Source organism: Variovorax sp. Soil_C_39 (assembly GCF_057656815.1).
On record NZ_JBDGJQ010000002.1, the window covers coordinates 577,504 to 599,932 of the forward strand.

Annotated in this window: 20 protein-coding genes; 8 read left to right on the plus strand and 12 right to left on the minus strand. The window is 69.1% G+C overall.

The features are described 5' to 3' along the window. Window positions 1–12: 12 nt before the first annotated feature. The 4 genes from ccoO to AC3A6J_RS06775 form a co-directional block, all read right to left on the minus strand. The gene (gene ccoO / locus AC3A6J_RS06760; RefSeq protein ID WP_487859137.1) at window positions 13–645 is read right to left on the minus strand and encodes a cytochrome-c oxidase, cbb3-type subunit II; all 633 of its coding nucleotides are present in this window, start codon (window positions 643–645) and stop codon (window positions 13–15) included. Between the two features lie 14 nt (window positions 646–659). Continuing rightward, a complete protein-coding gene (gene ccoN / locus AC3A6J_RS06765; RefSeq protein WP_487859138.1) occupies window positions 660–2,099 on the minus strand; it encodes a cytochrome-c oxidase, cbb3-type subunit I in 1,440 nt (479 codons plus the stop codon). A 65-nt stretch (window positions 2,100–2,164) separates the two neighbouring features. Then, entirely contained in the window at window positions 2,165–2,302 is a 138-nt protein-coding gene (gene ccoS / locus AC3A6J_RS06770; RefSeq protein WP_487859139.1) for a cbb3-type cytochrome oxidase assembly protein CcoS, read from the minus strand. Next, window positions 2,302–4,626, minus strand: a complete 2,325-nt coding sequence (locus AC3A6J_RS06775; RefSeq protein ID WP_487859140.1) for a heavy metal translocating P-type ATPase — start codon at window positions 4,624–4,626, stop codon at window positions 2,302–2,304. The genes ccoS and AC3A6J_RS06775 overlap by 1 nt, the downstream gene beginning before the upstream one ends. A gap of 103 nt (window positions 4,627–4,729) precedes the next feature. Between AC3A6J_RS06775 and AC3A6J_RS06780 the strand changes: the two genes are divergently transcribed. Beyond that, window positions 4,730–5,173 carry a universal stress protein gene (locus AC3A6J_RS06780; RefSeq protein WP_487859141.1) on the plus strand — a complete coding sequence of 148 codons (444 nt, stop codon included), beginning with the start codon at window positions 4,730–4,732 and terminating at the stop codon, window positions 5,171–5,173. A 5-nt stretch (window positions 5,174–5,178) separates the two neighbouring features. Here the strand turns inward: AC3A6J_RS06780 and AC3A6J_RS06785 are convergent, their stop codons facing one another. Then, window positions 5,179–6,174: an AraC family transcriptional regulator gene (locus tag AC3A6J_RS06785; RefSeq protein ID WP_487859142.1), complete on the minus strand. Its 996-nt coding sequence runs from the start codon at window positions 6,172–6,174 to the stop codon at window positions 5,179–5,181. A gap of 220 nt (window positions 6,175–6,394) precedes the next feature. On the opposite strand from AC3A6J_RS06785, the gene AC3A6J_RS06790 reads away from it, so the two are divergent. Beyond that, on the plus strand, window positions 6,395–7,453 hold the full coding sequence (locus tag AC3A6J_RS06790; protein WP_487859143.1) for an aldo/keto reductase: 1,059 nt from the start codon (window positions 6,395–6,397) through the stop codon (window positions 7,451–7,453). Here the strand turns inward: AC3A6J_RS06790 and AC3A6J_RS06795 are convergent. From AC3A6J_RS06795 to AC3A6J_RS06805, 3 genes are all read right to left on the minus strand, one after another. After that, window positions 7,436–8,320 (minus strand): NmrA family NAD(P)-binding protein, encoded by an 885-nt coding sequence (locus tag AC3A6J_RS06795; protein WP_487859144.1) that lies wholly within the window; start codon window positions 8,318–8,320, stop codon window positions 7,436–7,438. The two genes, AC3A6J_RS06790 and AC3A6J_RS06795, sit on opposite strands and share 18 nt — an antisense overlap. Before the next feature lie 173 nt (window positions 8,321–8,493). Continuing rightward, window positions 8,494–9,105, minus strand: coding sequence for an alpha-ketoglutarate-dependent dioxygenase AlkB (locus tag AC3A6J_RS06800; protein WP_487859145.1), 612 nt, complete (start codon window positions 9,103–9,105; stop codon window positions 8,494–8,496). Next, on the minus strand, window positions 9,092–11,413 hold the full coding sequence (locus AC3A6J_RS06805) for a helicase C-terminal domain-containing protein (protein WP_487859146.1): 2,322 nt from the start codon (window positions 11,411–11,413) through the stop codon (window positions 9,092–9,094). Before AC3A6J_RS06805 ends, AC3A6J_RS06800 begins: the two co-directional genes overlap by 14 nt. Window positions 11,414–11,571: 158 nt before the next feature. Between AC3A6J_RS06805 and AC3A6J_RS06810 the strand changes: the two genes are divergently transcribed. The 5 genes from AC3A6J_RS06810 to AC3A6J_RS06830 all read left to right on the plus strand — a co-directional run bounded on the left by AC3A6J_RS06810 (window position 11,572) and on the right by AC3A6J_RS06830 (window position 18,182). Then, on the plus strand, window positions 11,572–15,081 hold the full coding sequence (locus tag AC3A6J_RS06810) for a response regulator (RefSeq protein WP_487859147.1): 3,510 nt from the start codon (window positions 11,572–11,574) through the stop codon (window positions 15,079–15,081). Then, complete coding sequence (locus AC3A6J_RS06815; RefSeq protein WP_487859148.1) at window positions 15,078–15,926, plus strand: CheR family methyltransferase; 849 nt, start codon at window positions 15,078–15,080, stop codon at window positions 15,924–15,926. Before AC3A6J_RS06810 ends, AC3A6J_RS06815 begins: the two co-directional genes overlap by 4 nt. Then, a complete protein-coding gene (locus tag AC3A6J_RS06820) occupies window positions 15,923–16,528 on the plus strand; it encodes a chemotaxis protein CheB (protein WP_487859149.1) in 606 nt (201 codons plus the stop codon). The genes AC3A6J_RS06815 and AC3A6J_RS06820 overlap by 4 nt, the downstream gene beginning before the upstream one ends. Continuing rightward, on the plus strand, window positions 16,518–17,744 hold the full coding sequence (locus tag AC3A6J_RS06825; RefSeq protein ID WP_487859150.1) for a hybrid sensor histidine kinase/response regulator: 1,227 nt from the start codon (window positions 16,518–16,520) through the stop codon (window positions 17,742–17,744). The genes AC3A6J_RS06820 and AC3A6J_RS06825 overlap by 11 nt, the downstream gene beginning before the upstream one ends. Window positions 17,745–17,822: 78 nt before the next feature. Further along, window positions 17,823–18,182 (plus strand): response regulator, encoded by a 360-nt coding sequence (locus tag AC3A6J_RS06830; protein WP_487859151.1) that lies wholly within the window; start codon window positions 17,823–17,825, stop codon window positions 18,180–18,182. Window positions 18,183–18,197: 15 nt separating this feature from the next. On the opposite strand, the gene AC3A6J_RS06835 is transcribed toward AC3A6J_RS06830, so the two are convergent. Further along, the gene (locus AC3A6J_RS06835; protein ID WP_487859152.1) at window positions 18,198–19,142 is read right to left on the minus strand and encodes an adenylate/guanylate cyclase domain-containing protein; all 945 of its coding nucleotides are present in this window, start codon (window positions 19,140–19,142) and stop codon (window positions 18,198–18,200) included. A 295-nt stretch (window positions 19,143–19,437) separates the two neighbouring features. On the opposite strand from AC3A6J_RS06835, the gene AC3A6J_RS06840 reads away from it, so the two are divergent. Then, window positions 19,438–19,689, plus strand: a complete 252-nt coding sequence (locus AC3A6J_RS06840; RefSeq protein ID WP_487859153.1) for a hypothetical protein — start codon at window positions 19,438–19,440, stop codon at window positions 19,687–19,689. A gap of 28 nt (window positions 19,690–19,717) precedes the next feature. Here AC3A6J_RS06840 and AC3A6J_RS06845 read toward each other — a convergent pair whose 3' ends face one another. Genes AC3A6J_RS06845 through AC3A6J_RS06855 form a run of 3 tightly spaced genes read right to left on the minus strand, consistent with a single transcriptional unit; the run spans window position 19,718 to window position 22,415 of the window. Continuing rightward, window positions 19,718–20,668 (minus strand): LD-carboxypeptidase, encoded by a 951-nt coding sequence (locus AC3A6J_RS06845; RefSeq protein ID WP_487859154.1) that lies wholly within the window; start codon window positions 20,666–20,668, stop codon window positions 19,718–19,720. Then, window positions 20,665–21,759 carry a tRNA adenosine(34) deaminase TadA gene (gene tadA / locus AC3A6J_RS06850; RefSeq protein ID WP_487859155.1) on the minus strand — a complete coding sequence of 365 codons (1,095 nt, stop codon included), beginning with the start codon at window positions 21,757–21,759 and terminating at the stop codon, window positions 20,665–20,667. Before tadA ends, AC3A6J_RS06845 begins: the two co-directional genes overlap by 4 nt. Then, window positions 21,759–22,415, minus strand: coding sequence for an FMN-binding negative transcriptional regulator (locus AC3A6J_RS06855; protein ID WP_487859156.1), 657 nt, complete (start codon window positions 22,413–22,415; stop codon window positions 21,759–21,761). The genes tadA and AC3A6J_RS06855 overlap by 1 nt, the downstream gene beginning before the upstream one ends. Window positions 22,416–22,429: the final 14 nt, after the last annotated feature.

Sequence of the window (22,429 nt, forward strand, 5' to 3'; positions counted from 1 at the left end):
GTGCGGTGCTCCTTACTTGAGCGTCAGGCCGAGCGATTGCAGGTACGCCACGGTCGCGTCCATCTCGGTCTTGCCGCGGACGTCCGCGCCGGCGCGGGCGATCTCCTCTTCGGTGTAGGGCACCCCGACCCGGCGCAGCGCGCGCATGTGGCGCGGGATCGCCTCGGCATCGACGGTTTTCTTCTCGAGCCAGGCATAGGCCGGCATGTTCGATTCGGGCACCAGGTCGCGCGGGTTGTTCAGGTGGATGCGGTGCCACTCGTCGCTGTACTTGCCGCCCACGCGGTGCAGGTCCGGACCGGTGCGCTTGCTGCCCCACTGGAACGGCCGGTCGTAGACGAACTCGCCCGCCACCGAGTAGTGGCCGTAGCGCAGCGTCTCCGAACGGAACGGGCGGATCATCTGCGAATGGCAGTTGTAGCAACCCTCGCGCAGGTACACGTCGCGACCGGCCAGCTGCAGCGCCGTCGGCGGCTTCAGGCCCTGGATCGGCTCGGTGGTCGACTTCTGGAAGAACAGCGGCACGATCTCGACCAGGCCGCCGATGGCGATCACTACGAGGATCAGCACGATCATCAGCAGGTTGTTGGTCTCCACCTTCTCGTGGGTGAAGCCGCGGTTTTTGTTGTCGGGTGTGGAAGGCATGGTGCTTTGCTTTCTCAGGCGTGGGCCAGGGCGATGGGCGGGATCGCGGCCTGTACGGAGCGTCCGGAGATCACGGTCATCCACACGTTCCACGCCATCACCAGCATGCCGGCGAGGTACAGCAGGCCGCCGATCAGCCGCACGACGTAGAACGGGAAGGTCGCCTTCACGCTCTCGACGAAGGTGTAGGTGAGCGTGCCGTCGGGGTTGATCGCGCGCCACATCAGGCCCTGCATCACGCCGGCGATCCACATCGCGGCGATGTAGAGCACGATGCCGATCGTGGCCATCCAGAAGTGCGCCTCGATGGCCTTGATGCTGAACATGGTGGTGCGCCCGTACATGCGCGGCACCAGGTAGTACAGCGAACCCATCGTGATGAAGCCGACCCAGCCGAGCGCGCCGGCATGCACGTGGCCCACGGTCCAGTCGGTGTAGTGGCTCAGTGCGTTGATCGTCTTGATGGACATCATCGGCCCCTCGAAGGTGGCCATGCCGTAGAAGGACAGCGCCACGATCAGGAAGCGCAGGATCGGGTCGGTGCGCAGCTTGTGCCAGGCGCCCGAGAGCGTCATCACGCCGTTGATCATTCCGCCCCAGCTCGGCGCGAGCAGGATCAGCGAGAACACCATGCCGATCGACTGGGTCCAGTCCGGCAGCGCGGTGTAGTGCAGGTGGTGTGGGCCGGCCCACATGTAGGTGAAGATCAGCGCCCAGAAGTGGACGATGGAGAGCCGGTACGAATAGACCGGCCGCTCGGCCTGCTTGGGGATGTAGTAGTACATCATCCCGAGGAAGCCGGCGGTGAGGAAGAAGCCGACTGCGTTGTGGCCGTACCACCACTGCACCATTGCATCCTGCACGCCGGCATAGGCCGAGTAGCTCTTCATCCAGCCGGCCGGGATCGCGGCGCTGTTGACGATGTGCAGCAGTGCCACCGCGATGATGAAGGCCCCGTAGAACCAGTTGGCCACGTAGATGTGGCGCACGCGCCGCGTGCCGACGGTACCGAAGAACACGATGGCGTAGGCCACCCACACCACGGCGATCAGGATGTCGATCGGCCACTCGAGTTCGGCGTATTCCTTGCCCGAGGTGTAGCCCATCGGCAGGCTGATGGCGGCCGCCACGATCACGGCCTGCCAGCCCCAGAACACGAACGATGCGAGCCGGGGCGCGAACAGCCGCACCTGGCAGGTGCGCTGCACCACGTGGAAGCTGGTGGCCATGAGCGCGCAGCCGCCGAACGCGAAGATCACCGCGTTGGTGTGCAGCGGCCGAAGCCGGCCGTAGCTGAGCCAGGGAATGCCGAGGCTGAGGTCGGGCCATGCGAGTTCGGCGGCGATGATCACGCCGACGAGCATGCCGACCACGCCCCAGACCACGGACATGAGGCTCAACTGGCGGACGGCGGTGTCGTCGTAGATCGCCGCCGGGGGGTTCGAAACTTGCATCGTGCTGCCTTTGGATGTTCTGAAGGCAGTGTCCGCGGCCGACAGGGCCCGGGGTTTGATGCAGATCAATCGTTGCGCAGGATGCGGTCGCCTTCGCCGTCGATGTCGTCGAACTGCCCACGCTCGATGGCCCACCAAAGGCCTGCGAGGATCGCGAGCACCAGCGCGACCGACAGCGGAATCAGAAGAAGGAGGACGTCCATCAGCGGCCCCTCTGCGCCACGGTCGCGAGCCGCGCCGCGTTGGCGACCACCACGAGCGAACTCGCCGCCATGCCCAGCCCCGCGAGCCACGCGGGCAGCCAGCCAGCGATGGCGAGCGGCACGCACAGCGCGTTGTAGCCGGCTGCCCATGCCAGGTTCTGCCGCACCACGCGGGCGGTGCGACGCGCCTGCGAGATGGTGCGCGGGATGGCCGAGAGCGTCTCGCCGAGCACCACGAAGTCGGCGCGCGCGCGCGACAGCGGCACCGCCTTGCCGAAGGCGAACGAGGCGTTCGCGCGGGCGAGCGAAGGCCCGTCGTTGAGTCCGTCGCCCACCATGGCGACCTGCCGGCCTTCGGCCTGCAGCCGCCACAGCACCTGGAGCTTTTCCTCGGGTGTGCAGCCGCCCTGCGCGAATTCGATGCCGGCACGCGCGGCAACCTCCCGCGCGGCGCCGTCGCGGTCGCCCGACAGCAGCCGCACCGTGATGCCCTCGGCCTGCAGCGCCGCCACTGCGGCGACGGCGTCGGGGCGCAGGTCTTCTGCGAGCACGAAGCTCGCGAGCCAGCCGTCGTCGTCGCTCAGGTGCACCTGCGGCGCCTCGACGGCAACCGACGCGACCCCGCAATGCGCGGCTGCCCCGAGCCGGACGCGGCGCACCGCGCCATCCGGACCGCCGGCGCGCCGCATGAGCCCTTCGAGCCCGAAGCCCGCGCGCTCCGCCGGCTGCATCACCTCCCAGGCGGGCGGCATGTCGAGCTGCGCCTGCCATGCAGCCACCAGCGCTCGCGCGCCGGGGTGCAGCGAGTGCGCGCCCAGCGCGGCCCCCATCTCCAGCGCCTCGCCGTGGCGCAAACCCTGCCGGCAGAACACGCGGTCCAGGCGCGGCGTGTCGCCGGTGAGCGTGCCGGTCTTGTCGAAGACCACGGTGTCCACCGCGGCGAGCGCCTCGAGCGCCTGGAGGTTCGCGGTCAGCACACCGCCACGCGCCAGCGCACCCGCGCTTGCGAGCATGGCCGCGGGTGTGGCGAGCGACAGCGCACAGGGGCAGGTCGCAATGAGCACCGCCACCGCCACCATCAACGCCTTGCCCGGTTCGACATGCCACCAGAACGCCGCTGCGGCAGCGGCCGAGGCCAGCACCACGGCAAGGAACGGCCGAGCGATACGGTCTGCCAGCAGTGCCCAGCGCGGCTTGCCAGAGGCGGCGCTTTCCATCAGTCGGACGATCTGCGCGAAGCGCGTGCCCTCGCCCGCCGCGTCGATGCGCACCTGCACCGTGGCAGAGAGGTTGTGGCTGCCCGCCAGCACGCGCTCGCCGCGGGCACGGGGCACGGGACGCGACTCGCCGGTGAGCAGCGCCTCGTCGGTGCTGGTGCCGCCGTCCAGCAGCACGCCGTCGGCCGGAAAGGCTTCGCCCGCGCGCACCCGCACCACGTCGCCGGCCACAAGTCGGCGCACCGCCACGCGCTCCCAGTTGCCATCCGCAGCGAGCCGCTCGATGCTGTCCGGCAGGCGGTTCAGCACCGTCTCGAGCGCGCCCGCGGTGCGATCGCGCAGCCGCGCCTCGAGCCAGCGACCGGTCAGCAGGAAGAACACGAACATGGTGAGCGAGTCGAAATACACCTCGCTGCCCAGCACGCCGGCGCTGTCGAAGGTGGCCGCCGTGCTGACGGCAAAGGCGATGGCGATACCGAAGGCCACCGGCAGGTCCATGCCGATGCGGCCGTGGCGGATGTCGCGCCACGCGCTGCGGAAGAACGGGCCGCAGGAAAAGAAAAGCACCGGCAGCGTGAGCACCCAGGAAGCCCAGCGCAGCAACTGCGCGGCGTCGTCCGCCATCTCGCCGGGCTGCGCGATGTAGGCCGGGTAGGCGTACATCATCACCTGCATCATGCAGAAACCCGCCACCAGCCAGCGCCAGAGCGCGAGCCGCACCTCGCGCGAACGGCGCTCGCGCGCGGCGCTGTCGGTTGCGGGCACCAGCCGGTAGCCTGCCGCCTCGGCGGCTTCCAACCATTGCGAGGGCCGCACCAGCACGGCAGACCACACGATCCGCGCGCGCCGGCTCGCGGCATTGACCTGCACCTCCTGAACGCCGGGCACGCGCAGCAGCGCCGACTCGAGCGTGAAGCCGCAGGTGGCGCAATGCATGCCTTCGACGGCAACCTGAGATTCCCAGCGTGCGGCCGCCGGCGCGCCTTCATCGAGCGCGCGCCCGAACGCGGACCATTCGGCGGGATCGTCGAGCACCCGCCAGGCCTCGTGCAATGGCGTGGGCGGCGCCGCATCGGGCGATGAAAAGGGGGCGAGCGCAGCTTGCATCGCGCAAGGCTAAGCGGGGCCGGCGCCCTCCCCTTTGATATGCATCAAGTGGCGCGCCCGGTCACCGCCTAAGCTGACGGCAACTTCACTGGAGAGAATTCCCATGTTCAAGCGCATCCTCGTCGCCACGGACGGCTCCACGCTGTCGAAGAAGGCCGTCGCCAGCGCCATCGACCTCGCAGCCGCGCACGCGGCCTCCCTTGTGGCGCTCACCGTGGTGCCACGCTACCCCAAGGGCTACTTCGAGGGTGCCATGGCTTTTTCGCCCGAGGAGATCGCGCACGTGGAAAAGCAGTGGGCCGACAAGGCGCAAGCCATGCTCGACAGCGTCGCGGCGCGTGCGGCGGCGGCTGGGGTGCATGTGAAGCCGGTGGTCGCGAACTCGGACCGGGTCGCCGAATCGATCATCGCCGCGGCGCGCAAGCACCGCTGCGACCTGATCGTCATGGCCTCGCACGGCCGCAAGGGACTGCAGCGGCTGCTGCTCGGCAGCGAGACGCAGCACGTACTGACGCACTCGACGCTGCCGGTGCTCGTGCTGCGCTGAGCCGCTCAGGCCGCCTGCGATGCGGCGCCGAGCGCGTCGTTCTGCGCCTCGGCCTCGGCCAGCCAGCGCCGCTTGTCGCGCAGCGGCGGCACACCGAACATGCGGCCGTATTCGCGCGCGAACTGCGACGGGCTCTCGTAGCCCACGCTGTGCGCCGCGCTCGCCACGTCGGCTCCCGCCATCAGCATTTGCCGGCGCGCCTCCTGCAGGCGCAACTGCTTCTGGTACTGCAGCGGGCTCATCGCCGTCACGGCCTTGAAGTGGTGGTGGAACGACGACACGCTCATGTGCACCGCGCGCGCCATGTCCTCGATGCGCAGCGACTGCGCATAGTTGATGCGCAGCGCGCTGATCGCCTTGGCGATGCGCTGGGTGTGGCTGTCCTGCAGCGCGATCTGGCGCAGCCGCGCGCCCTCGCCGTTCACGAGCAGGCGATAGAAGATCTCGCGCTTGACCATCGGCGCCATGATCGGGATGTCTTCGGGCGTATCCAGCAGCCGCAGCAGCCGCAGCACGGGTTCGAGCACCGGCATCGCGATGCGGCTGACGTAGACGCCGCGCGATGCGGGCGCATTGGCCTTGGCGGGCAGCTTTTCGTCGCGGATCAGGTCGCCGATCTCGTCGAGCGAGAGGTCCAGGCGCAGGCCCAGGTAAGGCTCGTTCTCGCTGGTCAGGCGCACCTGCCCGCAGACCGGAAGGTCGACCGAACTCACGAGGTAGTGCATCGGGTCGTAGACGTAGATCTCGTCGCCCACCATCACGCGCTTGGAGCCCTGCGCGATAAGGCCGAAGGCCGGCGTCTGCAGCGCATGCTTGGGGCCGTCGGGCTTGTTGATGCAGTACACGAACAGGCCGGGCACCGGGGTTTCGATGCTGCCGTCCTGCCCGCGTGTGATGCGGTTGATCAGTGCGACCAGTTCCTTGCGGGCCGCCTCGAGTTCGGGCTCCAGCGGCACCGGCGCAGCCACGGCGGTTGCGAATTCGGGTGTTTTGTCGGGCATGTTTCAACCTTGTGACGGATGAAGCCACGGCGGGCGGGCGCCGTGGAGGATCGGGTGCCCGGAGCTTAGCGCGCCACCAGCCGCCTTGCACCACGGCCGCCAGCGTTCTGGAGGATCAGGCAAGGACTTTGCAGAATCGCGCTCGCCGGACGGCACGCCGTGGACGGATACTTTTGGCCACGACGCCACACCACACACCCGACGCAAAGGACGCACTTCCATGCAATACCGCCAATTCGGCCGCACCGGCCTGTTCGTCTCCGAGCTCTGCCTCGGCACCATGACCTTCGGCGGCGCCAGCGGCATCTGGGGCCAGATCGGCAACCTCCAGCAGTCCGAGGCCGAGGCGCTGGTCGGCCGCGCGCTCGATGCCGGCATCAACTTCATCGACACGGCCGATGTGTATTCCGAAGGGCTGTCCGAAACCATGACCGGCCAGGCGCTGCGCAACCTCAAGGTGCCGCGCGAGAACGTCGTCGTCGCCACCAAGGTGTTCGGCGAGACCGGCCAGGCTCCCAATTCGGCCGGCGCTTCGCGCTACCACATCATGGACGGCGTGAAGGCGAGCCTCCGGCGACTGCAGCTCGACCACATCGACCTCTACCAGATCCACGGCTTCGATCCGGTCACGCCAATCGAGGAGACGGTGCGCGCGCTCGACGATCTGGTGCGCCAGGGCCATGTGCGCTACGTGGGCGTCTCGAACTGGGCCGCCTGGCAGATCATGAAGGCGCTGGGCATCGCCGAGCGCCAGGGCCTCGCGCGCTTCGAGTCGCTGCAGGCCTACTACACCGTCGCCGGGCGCGACCTCGAGCGGGAACTCGTGCCGATGCTGCAGAGCGAACGCCTGGGGTTGATGGTCTGGAGCCCGCTCGCCGGCGGCCTGCTGAGCGGCAAGTACGGGCGCGACGTCGATGCGGGCGCGGCCGAACAGGGCAGCCGCCGCACCACCTTCGACTTTCCGCCGGTCAACCTCGAGCGTGCCTACGACTGCATCGACGCAATGCGCACGCTGGCCGAGGCGCGCAAGGTCTCGGTGGCGCAGATCGCGCTCGCCTGGCTGCTGCACCAGCCGGTGGTGACCAGCGTGATCGTCGGTGCCAAGCGCTTGGCGCAGCTCGACGACAACATCGCTGCCACCGCGATCCTCCTCGACGCCGCCGAACTCGCGGCGCTCGGCAAGGCGAGCGCCCTGCCCTCGGAATACCCGGGCTGGATGCTCGAGCGCCAGGGCGGAAACCGGGCCAGGCGGCTGGCCGAATCAGGCCTGCGCGGCTGAGGCGCGCACGCGCGCTCCGATGTAGTCCTCGAGCGAAACTGTCCCGCGCTCGGGCGCATCGGGCAGCACGAGGTTGTCGAGCGTGTCGCGCGTCATGGCCGCATAGGACGCGGCGCCGGCCTCGGAGAAACCGGCACGCCGGAACCACGCCTCCCACTGCGCGGGCGGCACCTCGACGACCCGCACCGGTCGACCGAGTGCCGCCTCGAACGCAGCGGCCACGTCGGCCGCGCAGTAGCGCGTCGGCCCTTCCACGTAATGCGGACCCGAAGACTCGGCGGCTCCGAACATGAGCCGCGCGGCGTAGCGCCCGAGATCCGCGGGCGCCACCATCGGCAAGCGGAAATCGCGCGGGAACAGGCTCTCGACGACACCCGCGTCGCGCGCGCCTGCCAGGGCCGCATCCCAGTTGCTCATGTAGTAGGCCGCCCGGATCACACTCACCGGCACCGGCACCGGCACCGGCTGCGCTGCGAGCGCCTGCTCCATGTCATAGAGCACGCCGAGGTCGCCCAGGCCCTCGCCGGGCTGCGCGCCGTAGGTGGACTCGGCCACGATCTTCTGCAGCGGCAGCCCTTGGATCGCATCGAGAATGCAGCGCAGGCTGCGGCGCTCCTCGGCCGCCGTATCGGTGTCGGGCGGCGCGGGCGGATTGAGCACGAACAGGCGCTCCGCCCCCTCGATCGCTCGGCGCAGCGCGGGCACGTCGAAGACGTCTGCTTGCGCTATGGCCGCGCCCTGCTTTTGAAAGCCCTCGGCATGGCGCGCATCGCGTGTGATGGCCGTCACAGCTTCGCCACGCGCAAGCAATGCCGATACAAGCGCCGAGCCGACGTGCCCGGTGGCACCGATGACCGCGTGCTTCATCGCGAGGCCTCCGCGGCCGCATGAGCAACGCTGAACGAAATGAGAACGGACGGGTATGTCATGGCATGAAGCTACCCAGCCGCCGGCATGTCGCGCGCGCGGCAGGGGCGACGGCCGCCGTGAGCCTATTCCCACAGCCGCACGGCGCCACCCTGGCCGCCGCACACCGCCGCTCACCCCTGCCGGCGCGTGCGCATGGTGATGGAATAGCGCAGCCCTTCGGTCGGCGCGATCGCGTGCTGCCAGGCCCAGCGCGCAGGGCCGCGCAGCATGTAGATGGAGCGCGGCGCGATTCGCAGCTGCAGGCTCGCGGGTGCGCTGGCACTGGCCGGCGGATAGGGCCGCAGCTGCAGCACGGCGTCGCCGAGCAGCGAAACGCCCACGATGTCCTCGAAATCCGGCACGTCGCGGTGCCAGCCGAGCGGCGTGCCGGGCCGGTATTCGGCAAGCAGCGCATGCGCGAAATTCTCGGGCGCCATGCCCATCCATGCGGCCACCCGTGCCCGCAGCGGGTGCAGCGATTCGGGCATCGGCGGGCCGGGGCGCAGCCTGTGGTCCTCGAAGTCGTAGCTGCCGCCAAAGCCGATGCCGTGGCGCCGCGCGATGTAGGCCTTGTAGCGCATCTCGCGCAGTTCGAAGCCGCGCACGGTGCGCAGCAGTTCCTCTTCCTCGGCACGGGTGATGAACTCGCGCTCGTACTTCAGCCCCTCGATCGCGGCGGCGGGCGATTCGCCGAACAGGTCGGCCTCGTCGGGCAACTGGACGATGCGGCTAGCCGATCGCATCGGCCGCTCCTTCGTGCGTCGCCCCGGCCGCACCACCGATGCGCAGCGCCCACCAGCGCGGCAGCAGCGCGCGGATCTCGGCGCGTGCGAAGCGGTCGTCCAACAAGTGCAGCACGCCGGTGTCCCGCTCGGTGCGGATCACGCGGCCGGCCGCCTGCACCACCTTCTGCAGGCCCGGATAGAGGTAGGTGTATTCGTAGCCCTTGCCGAAGCGCGCCTGCATGCGTTCGCGCGTGATCTCGTTGAGCGCGTTGTATTGCGGCAGGCCCAGGCTCGCGATGAAGGCGCCGATGAGCCGGCTGCCCGGCAGGTCGATGCCCTCCCCGAAGGCGCCGCCGAGCACGGCAAAGCCGATGCCGTGGCCGCCTTCCTCGAAGCGCGCCACGAAGCCGCTGCGCTCGGATTCGGCCATGCCCCGCGTCTGGGCCCAGGCGGGCACGCCGGGATGCCGCGCGAGAAAGGCCGCGAAAGCCTGTTCGAGGTAGTCGAAGCTGCTGAAGAACGCGAGGTAGTTGCCGGGCCGGCGCTCGAACTGCGCGCCCATGATGTCGGTGACGCGGCGCAGCGACCCCGCGCGGTCACGGAAGCGGGTCGAGACGTGGGTCGCCACCTCGACCTGCAGCTGGTCGCTGCCGAAAGGTGACGCGACGTCGAGCAGCGCCGTCTCGGGTGGCAGCCCGAGCGCGTCGCGGTAGAACGCGAACGGCGACAGCGTGCCCGAGAAACACGCGACCGAAGCCGCATCGGCAAAGCGCGCCTCCAGGAACGGTGCGGGCACAAGGTTGCGAATGGAAAGGCTGCGCGGCTGGCCCGGACCGCCCGTCGGGCCGAGCCGGCGTTCGAACACCGAATGGTCGCCGAAAGCTTCGACCAGCCGCGCGAAATGCAGCGCGTCGAAGAAGAAGCGTTGCAGCGGCCCCTGCGCCGCGTCGGGGGTGGCGGCAAAATGCTCGCCCATCGCCATGTTGGCGGCCTGCAGCGTGCGCGCGAAGCGATCGGGGATCTCGTCGCAGGTGTCGTAGGGCTCGGATTGCGCCTGCTGCACGGCGTCCCACTCGCGGTACAGCCGCGCCAGCGCGCCGCGCACGGCCGCGGGCGCCGCGCGATGGGCTTCCTCGAGGGCCGGGCCGTCGAGTTCGGCGCTGTACATGCCGCGCGCACGTTCGAGCAGGTTGTGCGCTTCGTCGACCAGCACGGCCACGCGCCATTCGGCATCTTTCATGGTGGCGAACAGGAAGGCGCTGCCGTCGAAGTAGTAGTTGTAGTCGCCGACGATCACGTCGCACCAGTGCGCCATCTCCTGCGCCAGGAAATACGGGCACACGCCATGCGCGAGCCCGATGCGCCGCAGCGCCGGCCGGTCGAGCCTGACCGCCTGCGCAGCCTCCTCGCGCGCGGCGGGCAGGCGGTCGTAGAAGCCCTTGGCCAGCGGACAGGCGTCGCCGTGGCAGGCGCGCTCGGGGTATTCGCAGGCCTTCTCGCGCGCGGTGAGTTCCAGCACCCGCGCCTTGCCGCCACCGGGCCCGAGCAGGCGCAGCGCGTCGAGCGCCACGGCGCGGCCCGAGGTCTTGGCCGTGAGAAAGAAGATCTTGTCGATCTTCTGCGCGGCCCGGGCCTTGAGCAGCGGAAAGATCGTGGCCAGCGTCTTGCCGATGCCCGTGGGCGCCTGCACCATCAGGCAGCGGCCGTTCGCAGCGGCCCGATAGACGGCCTCGGCCAGTTCGCGCTGGCCGGCGCGGAACGCCCCGTGCGGAAACGCCAGCCCCGCCAGCGCCGCGCCGAGTGCCGCATGGTGCGCGGCCTCGCTGTCGGCCCAGGCGCTGTAGCGCGCGCACAGGTCTTCGAAATGCGCCTGCAGCGCTTCGCGGGTGTGCGGCTCCTCGAGCACGGTTTCTTCGCCGCTGCCGAGGTCGAGGTACACCAGCGCGACGGTGATGCGTTCGTAGCCGTGCTTCTCGCAGAGCATCCAGGCATAAGTGCGGGCCTGCGCCCAATGCAGCGCGTGATGGTTGCCGCGGATGGCGTCGAAGTCGCCGCGGAAGGTCTTGATCTCCTCCACCCGCGGCGCTTGCGGCACGTGGCCATCCGCCCGGCCGCGCACGCGCAGCGCCCCGCAGTGCGAGACCAGCGCGACCTCGCTGTCGTAGCCCTCGCCGCGCCGGTCCTGCACCAGGGCGTGGCCGGCCATGCCCTCCTGGGCGCTCGGCGCAGGCACGAAACGCAGGTCGAGATCGCCCGCCTTGGCCGCGAACGCGCACAGCGCCCGCACCGACACCGTGCGCGCATCGGCTGCCATATCGGGGAGCATGGAGGAAGGATCCGTGGCCACGGGAGAACTGTACAAAACAACAGTATAACTAAGCCTGCCGACGGCGCTCCAAATCCTGTCGGCGCCTTCTCTGACACGGAAAATCGCTCGAATCGGTCAGACTTCAAAGGTTTTGCTTACAAATACGCTTCTCACGAATGAAAACCCCGACCGCGATCGACCCCGATGACTTCGACCGCCTGCTCAGCCGCAACCTGAAACTCCCGCTGCTCGGCGGGCTGATCGGCGCCCTGGTGTTCGTCGGGCTGATCCTGTTCTTGCTGTCGACGATCCGGTGGGTCGAGCACTCCGACACCGTGACCCGCAGCGTCAGCGAGCTGCAGCGCCGGAGCATCGACATGGAAACCGGCCTGCGCGGTTTTCTGCTGACGGGCGACGAGAGCTTTCTCCAGCCCTACCAGAGTGCGCTGCCGCGCATCAAGGGCGACTTCCAGGCGCTGCGCAAGCTGGTGTCCGACAACCGACAGCAAACCGAGCGGCTCGACCGCATCGCAGCGGTGCAGGACGACTGGAACCGGTATGCCCAGGAACTCATCGACCTGCGCCGCGCCGGCGCCGACTACCTTCGGCCCGTGCGCGACGGCCGGGGCAAGCAGCTCAGCGATGGCATGCGTGCCGAGTTCGATGCCTTCATGAACACCGAGCAGACCTTGCGCCACCAGCGCAACGGCGACGCCAACCGCACGAGCTGGCTCGTGGTGAGCGTGTTCCTGTTCTTCACGGTGCTCTTCACGGGCCTGGTGGCCTACTTCGGACGGCGCCAGCTGATGCTGCTGTCCGACAGCTACGACGCGGTGCTCCAGGAACAGGCCACGCATGCAGAGCGGCTGGCCCAGCAGGCATGGCTGCGCAACCTGCAGACGGAGCTGGTAGGCGAACTGGTCGGCGAACTCAGCGCCAACGACATGGGCCGCAAGGTGCTGGCCTTCTTTTCGCGCCACCTCGGCAGCGCCGTGGGGGCGCTCTACGTGCGCGAGCGCCACGGCTCGCTGCGGCGGGCCGCGAGCTATGGCTTCTCGATGGAGGCCGAGTCGTCGCCGCAGGTCTTCTCGCCGACCCAGAGCCTCGTCGGCCAAGCCGCCGCCGAGCGCCGGCGTATGCTGGTGGAGCCGATCCAGGCCGACTACCTGAAGGTCAATTCGGGCCTTGGCGAGATGTCGCCCTCGGCCGTGCTGCTGGTGCCGGTGTCGAGCGACGGGCTGGTCAACGGCGTGCTCGAGCTCGGCCTGCCGCGCGCCCCCGATGCGCGCACCAACGACCTGCTCGACCTGGTCGCCGAGGACATCGGCGCCTCGCTTGCGGCCGCGCGCTACCGCGAGCAGCTGCAGGACGCGCTCACCGAGACACAGCAGCTCAACGAGGAACTGCAGGTTCAGCAGGAAGAACTGCGCACCGCCAACGAGGAGCTCGAGGAGCAGTCGCGGGCGCTGCGCGCCTCGCAGGCCATGCTCGAGAACCAGCAGGCCGAGCTCGAGCAGACCAACAGCCAGCTGTCGGAACGCACCGAGGCGCTCGATCAGCGCAATGCCGCGCTGCGCCGTGTGCAGCGCGACCTCGAAGACCGTGCCGACGAGCTTCAGCGCGCCAGCCGCTACAAGTCGGAATTCCTCGCGAACATGTCGCACGAGCTGCGCACGCCGCTCAACAGTGCACTGATCCTCGCCAAGCTGCTCGGCGACAACCCGCAGGGCAACCTGAGCGCCGAGCAGGTGAAGTTCGCCGAATCGATCTATGCCTCCGGCAACGACCTGCTGGTGCTGATCAATGACATCCTCGACATTGCCAAGGTCGAGGCCGGCAAGCTCGAGGTGGTGGTCGAGGAGCTGGCGCTGCCGAAGCTCGTGCAAGGCCTGGAGGACATGTTCAGGCCACTGGCCACCGACAAGCAGCTCTCGTTCCGCATGGCGCTGCAGCCCGACATACCGCCGACGCTCGTCACCGACCGGCACCGCGTCGAGCAGATCCTTAAGAACCTGCTGTCGAACGCCCTCAAGTTCACCGACAGCGGCGAGGTGTCGGTGGTGGTCTCGGGCACGCCCGACGGCGGTGCGGCCTTCGCCGTGTCCGATTCAGGCATCGGCATCGCGCCCGAGCAGCAGGCGCTGATCTTCGAGGCCTTCCACCAGGCCGACGGCACCACGAGCCGCCGCTATGGCGGCACCGGCCTGGGCCTGTCGATCTCGCGCGACCTCACGCATCTGCTGGGCGGCACGATCACCGTGCAGAGCGAACCGGGCCGCGGCAGCACCTTCACCTTGCAGTTGCCGGCGGCGGCGCCACAGGCATCGCAGCAGGCGCCCGCGCCCGCACGCTCGGCACTGCCGCAGCGCGCCCCGTCGCCCACGCGTGCGCCCTCTTCCGCTCTCTCTTCTTCTTCTTTCGGCCACGCGAGCCCGGCACCGCCCGCGCCGGTGCCGGCGCCGCTCTTCGACGACGACCGGGCGCTGCCGATCGACCAGGTTCGGCGCGTGCTCGTGATCGAGGACGAGCCGCAGTTCGCACACATCCTCTATGACCTTGCGCACGAGCTCGGCTACCGCTGCCTGGTCGCGCACGGCGCGGCCGACGGCTTCGATCTGGCGCAGCAGTTCGTGCCCGATGCCATCCTGCTCGACATGCGGCTGCCCGACAGCACCGGGCTCGACCTGCTGCAGCGGCTGAAGGATTCGCCGAAGACGCGTCACATCCCGATCCACGTGGTCTCGGCGGCCGAGAACGCGCAGGCGGCCGCACTGCACATGGGCGCCATCGGCTACGCGCAGAAGCCGGCCACGCGCGCCGAGTTGATGAAGGTGTTCGGGCGGCTGGAAGAGAAGCTCACGCAGAAGGTCAAGAGCGTGCTGCTGGTCGAGGACGACGCGCTGCAGCGCGAAAGCGTGATCCGGCTGATCGGCGACGACGACATCGAGATCGTCGCCGTGGGCTCGGGCGAAGAGGCGCTCGTGCTGCTGCGCCAGCGCGTGTTCGACTGCATGATCACCGACCTGCACCTGCCCGACATGCAGGGCAGCGAGCTGCTCAAGCAGATGGCGGCCGAGGAGATCGTCTCGTTCCCGCCGGTCATCGTCTATACCGGGCGCAACCTCACGCGCGACGAGGAAGCCGAGCTGCAGCGCTATTCGCGCTCGATCATCATCAAGGGCGCGCGCTCGCCCGAGCGGCTGCTCGACGAGGTGACGCTGTTCCTGCACAAGGTCGAGGCCGAGCTCTCGAGCGAGCGCCAGGGCATGCTGAAGGCGGCTCGCGGGCGCGACCGCATCTTCGAGGGCCGCACCATCCTGCTGGTGGACGACGACGTGCGCAACCTGTTCGCGCTCACGAGCGCGCTCGAGCAGCGCGGCGCGACTGTCGAGATCGGCCGCAACGGGCGAGAGGCGCTCGAGAAGCTCGACCAGGTGCGTGACATCGACCTCGTGCTGATGGACGTGATGATGCCGGAGATGGACGGCCTCGAGGCCACGCGCCGGCTGCGCACCGACCCGCGCTTCGACAAGCTGCCGGTGATCGCCATCACCGCCAAGGCCATGAAGGACGACCGCGAGCAGTGCCTCGCGGCCGGCGCGAGCGACTACCTCGCCAAGCCGGTCGACCTGGAGCGGCTGTTCTCGCTGCTGCGCGTGTGGATGCCCAAGATGGAGCGGCTGTGAAGCCCGCCGCCCCACCGCCGCCCGCCGTGCTGAGCAACACGGAGATCGAGCTGCGGCTGCTGATGGAGGCGATCTACCTCAAGTACAGCTACGACTTCCGCAACTACACGCTGGCCTCGCAGAAGCGCCGCGTGCTGCATGCGCTCGAGCAGTTGGGCCTGCCGAGCATCTCGGCGCTGCAGGAGAAGGTGCTGCGCGACCCGGCGCTGTTCGGGCGGCTGCTGCAGTACCTGACGATTCCGGTCAGCGAGATGTTCCGCGACCCGGCGTACTTTCTTGCGCTGCGCCAGCAGGTGGTGCCGATCCTGCACACCTACCCGTCGGTCAAGGTGTGGGTGGCGGGCTGCAGTACTGGCGAGGAGGTGTTCTCGCTCGCGATCCTGTTGCGGGAAGAAGGCCTGCTCGCGCGCACGCAGATCTACGCGACCGACATCAATCCCGCTTCGCTCGAGAAGGCACGCCAGGGCATCTTTCCGATCGAGGCGATCCGCGGCTACACCGCCAACTACCAGCGCGCGGGCGGGCGTGGCGAATTTTCCGACTACTACACCGCGGCCTACGACGCGGCGCGCTTCGACCCCTCGCTCTGCGCCGGCGTGATCTTTGCCGACCACAGCCTGGCGACCGACAGCGTGTTCGCCGAGACGCAGCTCGTGTCGTGTCGCAACGTGCTGATCTACTTCAACCGCGAGCTGCAGGACCGCGCGCTCGGCCTGTTCCACGAGTCACTCTGCCACCGCGGCTTCCTCGGCCTGGGCGCCAAGGAAAGCATCGATTTCTCTAGCTACGCCAGCCGCTTCGACGCCCATTCGCGGCCCGAGCGCATCTACCGCAAGGCCTCATGAAGACGAACGCAAGGCCCCATCCGGAGCGGCGCGTGGAGGCCGTGGCGCTCGGCGCCTCGGCCGGCGGCATCGAGGCGCTCATCGCGCTGCTCGACGGTCTTGCGCCGCCCTGGCGCCTGCCGGTGGTGATCGTGCTGCACCTGCCCGAAGCGCACGAGAGCCACCTGGCGGAGATCTTCGCCGAGCGCCTGCAGGTACCGGTGCACGAAGCCGCCGACAAGATGCCGGTCGCTGCCGGCTCGGTGTATTTCGCGCCGCCGGGCTACCATCTGTCGATCGAGCGCGACCGCTCGTTCTCGCTGAGTTGCGAGCCGCCGGTGCGGTTTTCGCGGCCCTCGATCGACGTGCTCATGGCCTCGGCCGCCGACGCGTATGGCGCCGGGCTGGCCGGGCTGCTACTTACCGGCGCCAACGAAGACGGCGCCGAGGGCCTGTACCGCATCCACCTGGCCGGCGGGCTCACCGCCGTGCAGGACCCCGGGGAAGCCCAGGTGTCCACCATGCCCGAAGCGGCCATCGCGCTGCACCGTCCCGATCACGTGCTTCCCCTGCGCGAACTTCGCGCACTGCTGCTGCAACTGGAGTCCACCCATGCCCATTGACGTCGAGAGCAAGCTGCTGATCGTCGATGACCTGCCCGAGAACCTGCTGGCGCTCGAGGCCCTGATCCGCGGCCCCGGCCGCGCCGTGCACCGCGCGGCCTCTGCCGAGGAGGCGCTGGCGCTGTTGCTCGACCACGAGTTCGCGCTCGCCATCCTCGACGTGCAGATGCCGGGCATGAACGGCTTCGAGCTGGCCGAGCTGATGCGCGGCACCGAGCGCACGCGCCACATCCCGATCATCTTCGTGAGCGCCGCGGGCCGCGAGCTCAACTACGCGTTCCAGGGCTACGAAAGCGGCGCGGTCGATTTCCTGCACAAGCCGCTCGATCCGCATGTGGTCGCGAGCAAGGTCAGCGTCTTCGTCGACCTCCACCGCCACCGCAAGGCGCTGCGGCACGAGCGCGACGCGCTCGCGGCCGCCAACCACAAGCAGGAAGAGCTCGTGCGCCAGCTGCGCCATACGCAGGTCGAGCTGGAGCATGCGGTGCGCATGCGCGACGATTTCATGTCGATGGTCTCGCACGAGCTGCGCACGCCCCTGAACACGCTCTACCTCGAAACACAGCTGCGGCAGCTGCATGTGGCCAAGGGCAACCTCGAGTCCTTCGCCGCCGACCGGCTGCCGGCGATGATCGAGCGCGACCAGCGGCAGATTCGCAACATGGTGCGGCTGATCGACGACATGCTCGACGTGACGCGGCTGCGCCGCGACGCGCTGTCGATCCAGCCCAAGTCGGTCGACTTGGCAGCGCTGGCCCGGGCGGTGGTCGAGGGCCTGCGGCAGCAGGCCGAGGCCGCGGGTTCCGTGATCGCGCTCGACGCGCCGCAGCAGCTTCACGGTGTGTGGGACGAGTTCCGCATCGAGCAGGTGCTGACCAACCTGCTGACCAACGCGCTGCGCTACGGCCGCGGCAAGCCCGTCGAGATGCAGCTGCGCGAAATCGACGGCATGGCGAACGTCGCGGTGCGCGACCAGGGCATCGGCATCGCGCCCGAGGACCAGGAGCGCATCTTCGAGCAGTTCGAGCGCACCGACGACAGCCGCAAGCACGCGCCGGGCCTCGGGCTGGGCCTCTTCATCACGCGGCGCATCGTGTGCCTGCACGGCGGGCGCATCGAAGTGGAGAGCCACCCCGGCGAGGGCGCGCTGTTCCGGGTGACGCTGCCCTTGCAGGCCGAAACCCCCGCCGCCCTGCCGACCCCGGCGCAGGCATAGGCGTCCTCCTACGACCGGCGCGCTGGTGCGCCGGGATACTGCATGATCGACCTTTGAATTTATTAAGAAAGCGCCTCCGTGAACGTGCTGATCGTCGATGACAACGAAGCTGCCGCAGACCTGCTGCGGGAGCTGCTGACCCTGCAGGACCATACGGCGCGCTGCACCTACACCGCGCAACAGGCCATGGACGCCGCGGCCGCGGAGCGCTTCGATGCGGCGCTCATCGATCTGACGCTGCCCGATTTTCCGGGCAGCGAGGTCGCCAGGCGCCTGCGCGCCGACACCAGCGGCCACAGCCCGCGACTGCTGGTGGCGATTTCGGGCTTTTCGGCCGACGACGCCGCAGGCGCTGCCGCGCGCGACCTGTTCGACCACCACCTGCAGAAGCCGATCGACATCGGCCAACTCTCGGACATCCTGGCCGCCGGACACTGACCCCGACGGTGCGGCTCAGCGCGCGAACCCGCGCGACAGGTGCACCCCGCCGCCCGAGGTGTTGAAGGCGATCGTCGGTGCGCTGAAGTCGCCAAGTGGCGCGCCGAGGCCGATCTCGCCGCTGCCGTGCAGCACGCACTCCTCGCGCCGCAAGGCGATCTCGTGGCTCGGGCCGCCATTGCCGTGGAAGCGCACCCAGGTGCCGTAGGTGCTCAGGTCGATCAGCACGCAGCTGCCGTGGCGCATTTCGATGCGCGCATGCAGCCGGGAAACCCGCGGATCGTCGACCACGAACTGCGCCTCGTCGACGCGCCCCAGGTGGATCGGCAGCTCGTCGATGCGGAACTCCGAGCGCACGTCGAGCCATTCGAGCACGATCTGGCCGAAGGACGAATCGGGCAGCCGCAGCGGCGCGAGCGCAGCCGGCACCGTGAGGAAGGCCGTCAGTTCCTCCTGCCAGTCGATGCGGTGCACGGCCGACATCTCGCTGCGGCCGCGGATCGTGAGCAGGCCCAGGTCGCGGTGCCGCACGCTGCCTTCGCCCAGTTGCGCGATGACCGCGTCGGTGGCCCAGATCTGGCCCGGCCCCGCCAGGTCGCTCAGCCGCGACGCCAGGTTGACGGCATCGCCGAAGCAGTCGCCTTCGACTTCGACCACGTCCCCGCTCGCCACGCCGATCTGCAGCGCCATGCGCAGCGGCGCCGGCCATGCCATGAGCCGCTTCTGGTGGTAGCGCTGCAGTTCGATGACCGCCTGCGTGGCCGGCGCCGCATGCGCGAAGACGGCGAACACGCCGTCGCCCAGCGACTTCACGACCCGCCCGCCGTGGGCCTGGCAGATGCTGCCGATCCACTGGGTGAGCCGCGTCACCGTTTCGGTCGCCCGCGCGTTGCCCATGGCCTCGAAGACCCTGGAGCTTTCCGTCAGGTCCGCGAAAACGACGGTGGCTTGAACGTCCATGGCAAGTTGAAAGATGGGATCTCGCCATTCTCCCTTCTGCCGCGTGGCCCCCGGGGCGATCGCTGCAAAGGCAGGCAATTCCTACCCTATTTGATCAACTGCAACGTAAAGTTTGTTGTTTGTAAACAAGGGACGGTATTCCCCAGCTTGTGAATTGATTGTGTGAGGCTTAAGGTATCCATCACCGTCGCCGCAATACGTTTTGCTTCGTCTCATGCTGCTTGTCCGTCGCCTCCTCCGACTTCTAGGAATTCCCGGTCCTGGGTCGACCGCTCTCATGGCAGAACACCAGCTGGTGCGCATCCGCGCGGCCATGCTGAAGGTGCTTCAGGTGCACGGCGGACATTCGGTTCAGCGGGTGGCGCAGCGCGTGCGCTTCGCGGTCGATGTGGAATCTCTCTGGTACCTGCGCCAGGACGTGATGCTGGCCTTGAGCGCGATCGACGGCGAAACCGCCGCGCGCCGCCAGATGAAATCCATCAACGGCATGTTCAAGGGCGGCCTGCCCGGTTCCATGGGGCCGCGCCGCCACCACAGAGTCTGCTGACCGGCCGCCGGCCGCCGGCCGTCAGGCTTCAGGCATGGTCGCCATGACCGTGCGCATGCCGATGGCCCCAGACCATGAACACGTCGCGCCCGTCGGCCGCGAGTTCGACCTTGGCGCCCACGGGCAGCAGCACCTTGGTCGGCACATGCCCGAAAGGCAGCCCCGTGAGCACCGGCACCTTGAGCTGCGTGCGCAGCCGGTCGACCACCGCCTCGAAGCCGAAGCCGCGGTCGTAGCCGGGCACCTTGCGCATGCCGGTGAACTGGCCCAGCACGATCGCGCGCTGCCGTGCGAGCACGCCGGCCATGCGCAACTGCTCGAGCATGCGCTCGATGCGGTAGGGATGCTCGTTGACGTCCTCGAGGAACAGCACGCCCTTGTCGACCTGCGGGAAATACGGGGTGCCGAGCAGGCTCGCGAGCACGCAAAGGTTGCCACCCCAGAGCGTGGCGCCGTGCACCGGCTTGAACCGGATCTCTGCATCGCGCACCGGCATGCGCCAGCCGGTGCCCTCGCCCTGCCCGCTCACCAGGTCGTCGAAGCAGGCTTCCATGATGTCGTCGGGGCCGCCCTCGGCACCGAAGTCTTCGCCGACCGCGGGTCCGGCCCAGGTGACGGCGCCGGTCTTGGCGAAGAGCGCGTTCTGCAGCGCGGTGAAGTCGCTGAGGCCGACGAACTCGGTGCCGCGGTCGATCGCCTTGGCCACGGCCTTGTAGGGAACCGCATCGAGGATGCGCGTGAGCCCGTAGCCGCCGCGCGCGATCAGCGCAATGTCGGCGCCGCTTGCCGCGGCGCGTGTGATCGATGCGAGCCGCGTGGCGTCGTCGCCCGCGAAGCGCTGGTGCACCGACAACGCGGCTTCGTCGATCTCGACCTCGTGGCCGAGCTTCTCGAGCCTCACGACGCCGCGGCGGAATGCGGCCTTGTCGCGGACCGCGCTCGAAGGGGAATAGATGTAGATGTGTTTTTTGGTGCTCACGGCGACGAGTATCCCATTGCCTCGCGCACCTGCCGCCCGAGCGCGGCGGCCTGTGCAGGGCTTGGCCCCGATGCCGAGGCCGGGGCGACCGGGCCGAGCGCGCGCAGTGCCGCCTCGTGGCCGCGGTCCGGGAATGGCGCGCGCCATGCAGCGCCGGCCGCGGTGCCCTCGTCAGGCGCAGCCAGCACGGCAGTGAATCGCCCGGGTCGCGCCGCCTGCAGCAGCGCGGCGAGCGCCCCGCCCGCGGCGCTGTGCACCAGCGCCACCGGCGCCCCGGGCGCGATGCGGTCGAGCCATTCGCAGAGCACCTCGCAGTGCCACGCGAGCCGATGCACGCTCTCGCGCTTGGGCTTGTCGCTCTGGCCGAAGCCGATCAGGTCGGGCACCAGCGTGCGCAGTCCCGGCGCGCCTGTGAGGTGGCGGAAGAAGTAGCTCCATTCGCCAGGCCCGTGCAGGCACAGGGCCAGCGGCGCATCGGCCGGGCCTTCGTCGAGGTAGTGCATGCGCCAGCCCTGCAGCGTGGGCAGGTCCTGCACATGGTGCGGCGAAAAGTCATAGCCTTCGAGCGCCTCGAAGCGTTCGGCCGGGGTGCGCAGCGCGTCGTCGCGCAGCGGCTCGGCCTGCTCGCGCGCCGCCTCCCGGCGCAGGCGGAAGAACGCTTGCAGCACCGCGCTGCACTCGTCGGCGAGCACCCCGCCCTGCACCTGCGTGCGATGGTTGAGCCGCGGTTCCGCGAAGAGGTCGAGCACCGAGCCGGCCGCGCCGGTCTTGGGATCGGGTGCGCCGAACACCACGCGCGCGAGCCGCGCATGCAGCATGGCGCCGGCGCACATCGCGCAGGGCTCCAGCGTGACGAACAGCTCGCAGCCGTCGAGGCGGTAGTTGCCGAGCGCAGCGGCGGCGGCGCGCAGCGCGTTGATCTCGGCATGCGCGCTCGGGTCGTGCTGCGCCACGGGCCGGTTGCGTCCCGACGCGACGAGCTGCCCCTGCTTGACGAGCACCGCGCCCACCGGCACCTCGCCGGCCTCGGCCGCCAGCCGCGCCTCGGCCAGCGCGAGCGCCATCCAGTGCGCGTCGTCGGCGGCCATCATCACGCGCTCTGCGTACCAGCGGCGGTCTGCGGAATGTCGGCCATGAGCCCGAGGCGTTCCATCCACACGGCGAGTGCTCTCTCGTCGGGCGTGCCTGCGCCATACATCGCATGCATCGCGGCATGCGATTCGCGCCGGTGCTGGTTGAGCTTGACCTTGGATTGCAGCGCGCGCACGTGCAGCGAGAAGCCCATGATGCCGGCCAGCATCTTGTGCTGGAACGCTTCCCCGAGGTCGCGCCACTGCTGCGCATAGGCGGGCTCGTGCTCGCCGATGAGCTTCTTGAGCAGCGCGTCCTTGGCCTCGGGTGTTTCGATCAGCCGGGCCTCGACCGTGCAGTGCACCGCCAGGTAGTTCCAGGTCGGCACGCGCGCGAGGTCGGGATACACCGATGGCGAAAGGTACGCATGCGGGCCGAGAAAGCTGGCAACCGCCTGCGGCCGGGCCTGCAGGAAGCGCCAGTGCGGATTGGGCTTGGCGCAATGCCCGAACAGCACCAGTTCGCCGTCGGCATCCTGCTCGGCCACGAGCGGCAGGTGCGTGACGAACGGCAGGCCGTCGTCGTCGTTCGAGATCAGCGTGGCGAACGGGTGCGCGCGCATCAGTTCCAGCGCGATGGCCGGGTCCTTGGCATTGAACTGCGGGGGCATGTACATGGGGCGGATTCCTC

Bases quoted from the DNA above. Each gene is read 5' to 3' on its own strand.
- AC3A6J_RS06855 (WP_487859156.1), bottom strand. From the start codon at position 22,415: ATGTACATGCCCCCGCAGTTCAATGCCAAGGACCCGGCCATCGCGCTG.
- AC3A6J_RS06790 (WP_487859143.1), top strand. From the start codon at position 6,395: ATGCAATACCGCCAATTCGGCCGCACCGGCCTGTTCGTCTCCGAGCTC.
- AC3A6J_RS06810 (WP_487859147.1), top strand. From the start codon at position 11,572: ATGAAAACCCCGACCGCGATCGACCCCGATGACTTCGACCGCCTGCTC.
- ccoN (WP_487859138.1), bottom strand. From the start codon at position 2,099: ATGCAAGTTTCGAACCCCCCGGCGGCGATCTACGACGACACCGCCGTC.
- ccoO (WP_487859137.1), bottom strand. From the start codon at position 645: ATGCCTTCCACACCCGACAACAAAAACCGCGGCTTCACCCACGAGAAG.
- AC3A6J_RS06825 (WP_487859150.1), top strand. From the start codon at position 16,518: ATGCCCATTGACGTCGAGAGCAAGCTGCTGATCGTCGATGACCTGCCC.
- AC3A6J_RS06835 (WP_487859152.1), bottom strand. From the start codon at position 19,142: ATGGACGTTCAAGCCACCGTCGTTTTCGCGGACCTGACGGAAAGCTCC.
- AC3A6J_RS06795 (WP_487859144.1), bottom strand. From the start codon at position 8,320: ATGAAGCACGCGGTCATCGGTGCCACCGGGCACGTCGGCTCGGCGCTT.
- AC3A6J_RS06800 (WP_487859145.1), bottom strand. From the start codon at position 9,105: ATGCGATCGGCTAGCCGCATCGTCCAGTTGCCCGACGAGGCCGACCTG.
- AC3A6J_RS06785 (WP_487859142.1), bottom strand. From the start codon at position 6,174: ATGCCCGACAAAACACCCGAATTCGCAACCGCCGTGGCTGCGCCGGTG.
- AC3A6J_RS06805 (WP_487859146.1), bottom strand. From the start codon at position 11,413: ATGCTCCCCGATATGGCAGCCGATGCGCGCACGGTGTCGGTGCGGGCG.
- AC3A6J_RS06775 (WP_487859140.1), bottom strand. From the start codon at position 4,626: ATGCAAGCTGCGCTCGCCCCCTTTTCATCGCCCGATGCGGCGCCGCCC.
- tadA (WP_487859155.1), bottom strand. From the start codon at position 21,759: ATGATGGCCGCCGACGACGCGCACTGGATGGCGCTCGCGCTGGCCGAG.
- AC3A6J_RS06820 (WP_487859149.1), top strand. From the start codon at position 15,923: ATGAAGACGAACGCAAGGCCCCATCCGGAGCGGCGCGTGGAGGCCGTG.
- ccoS (WP_487859139.1), bottom strand. From the start codon at position 2,302: ATGGACGTCCTCCTTCTTCTGATTCCGCTGTCGGTCGCGCTGGTGCTC.
- AC3A6J_RS06780 (WP_487859141.1), top strand. From the start codon at position 4,730: ATGTTCAAGCGCATCCTCGTCGCCACGGACGGCTCCACGCTGTCGAAG.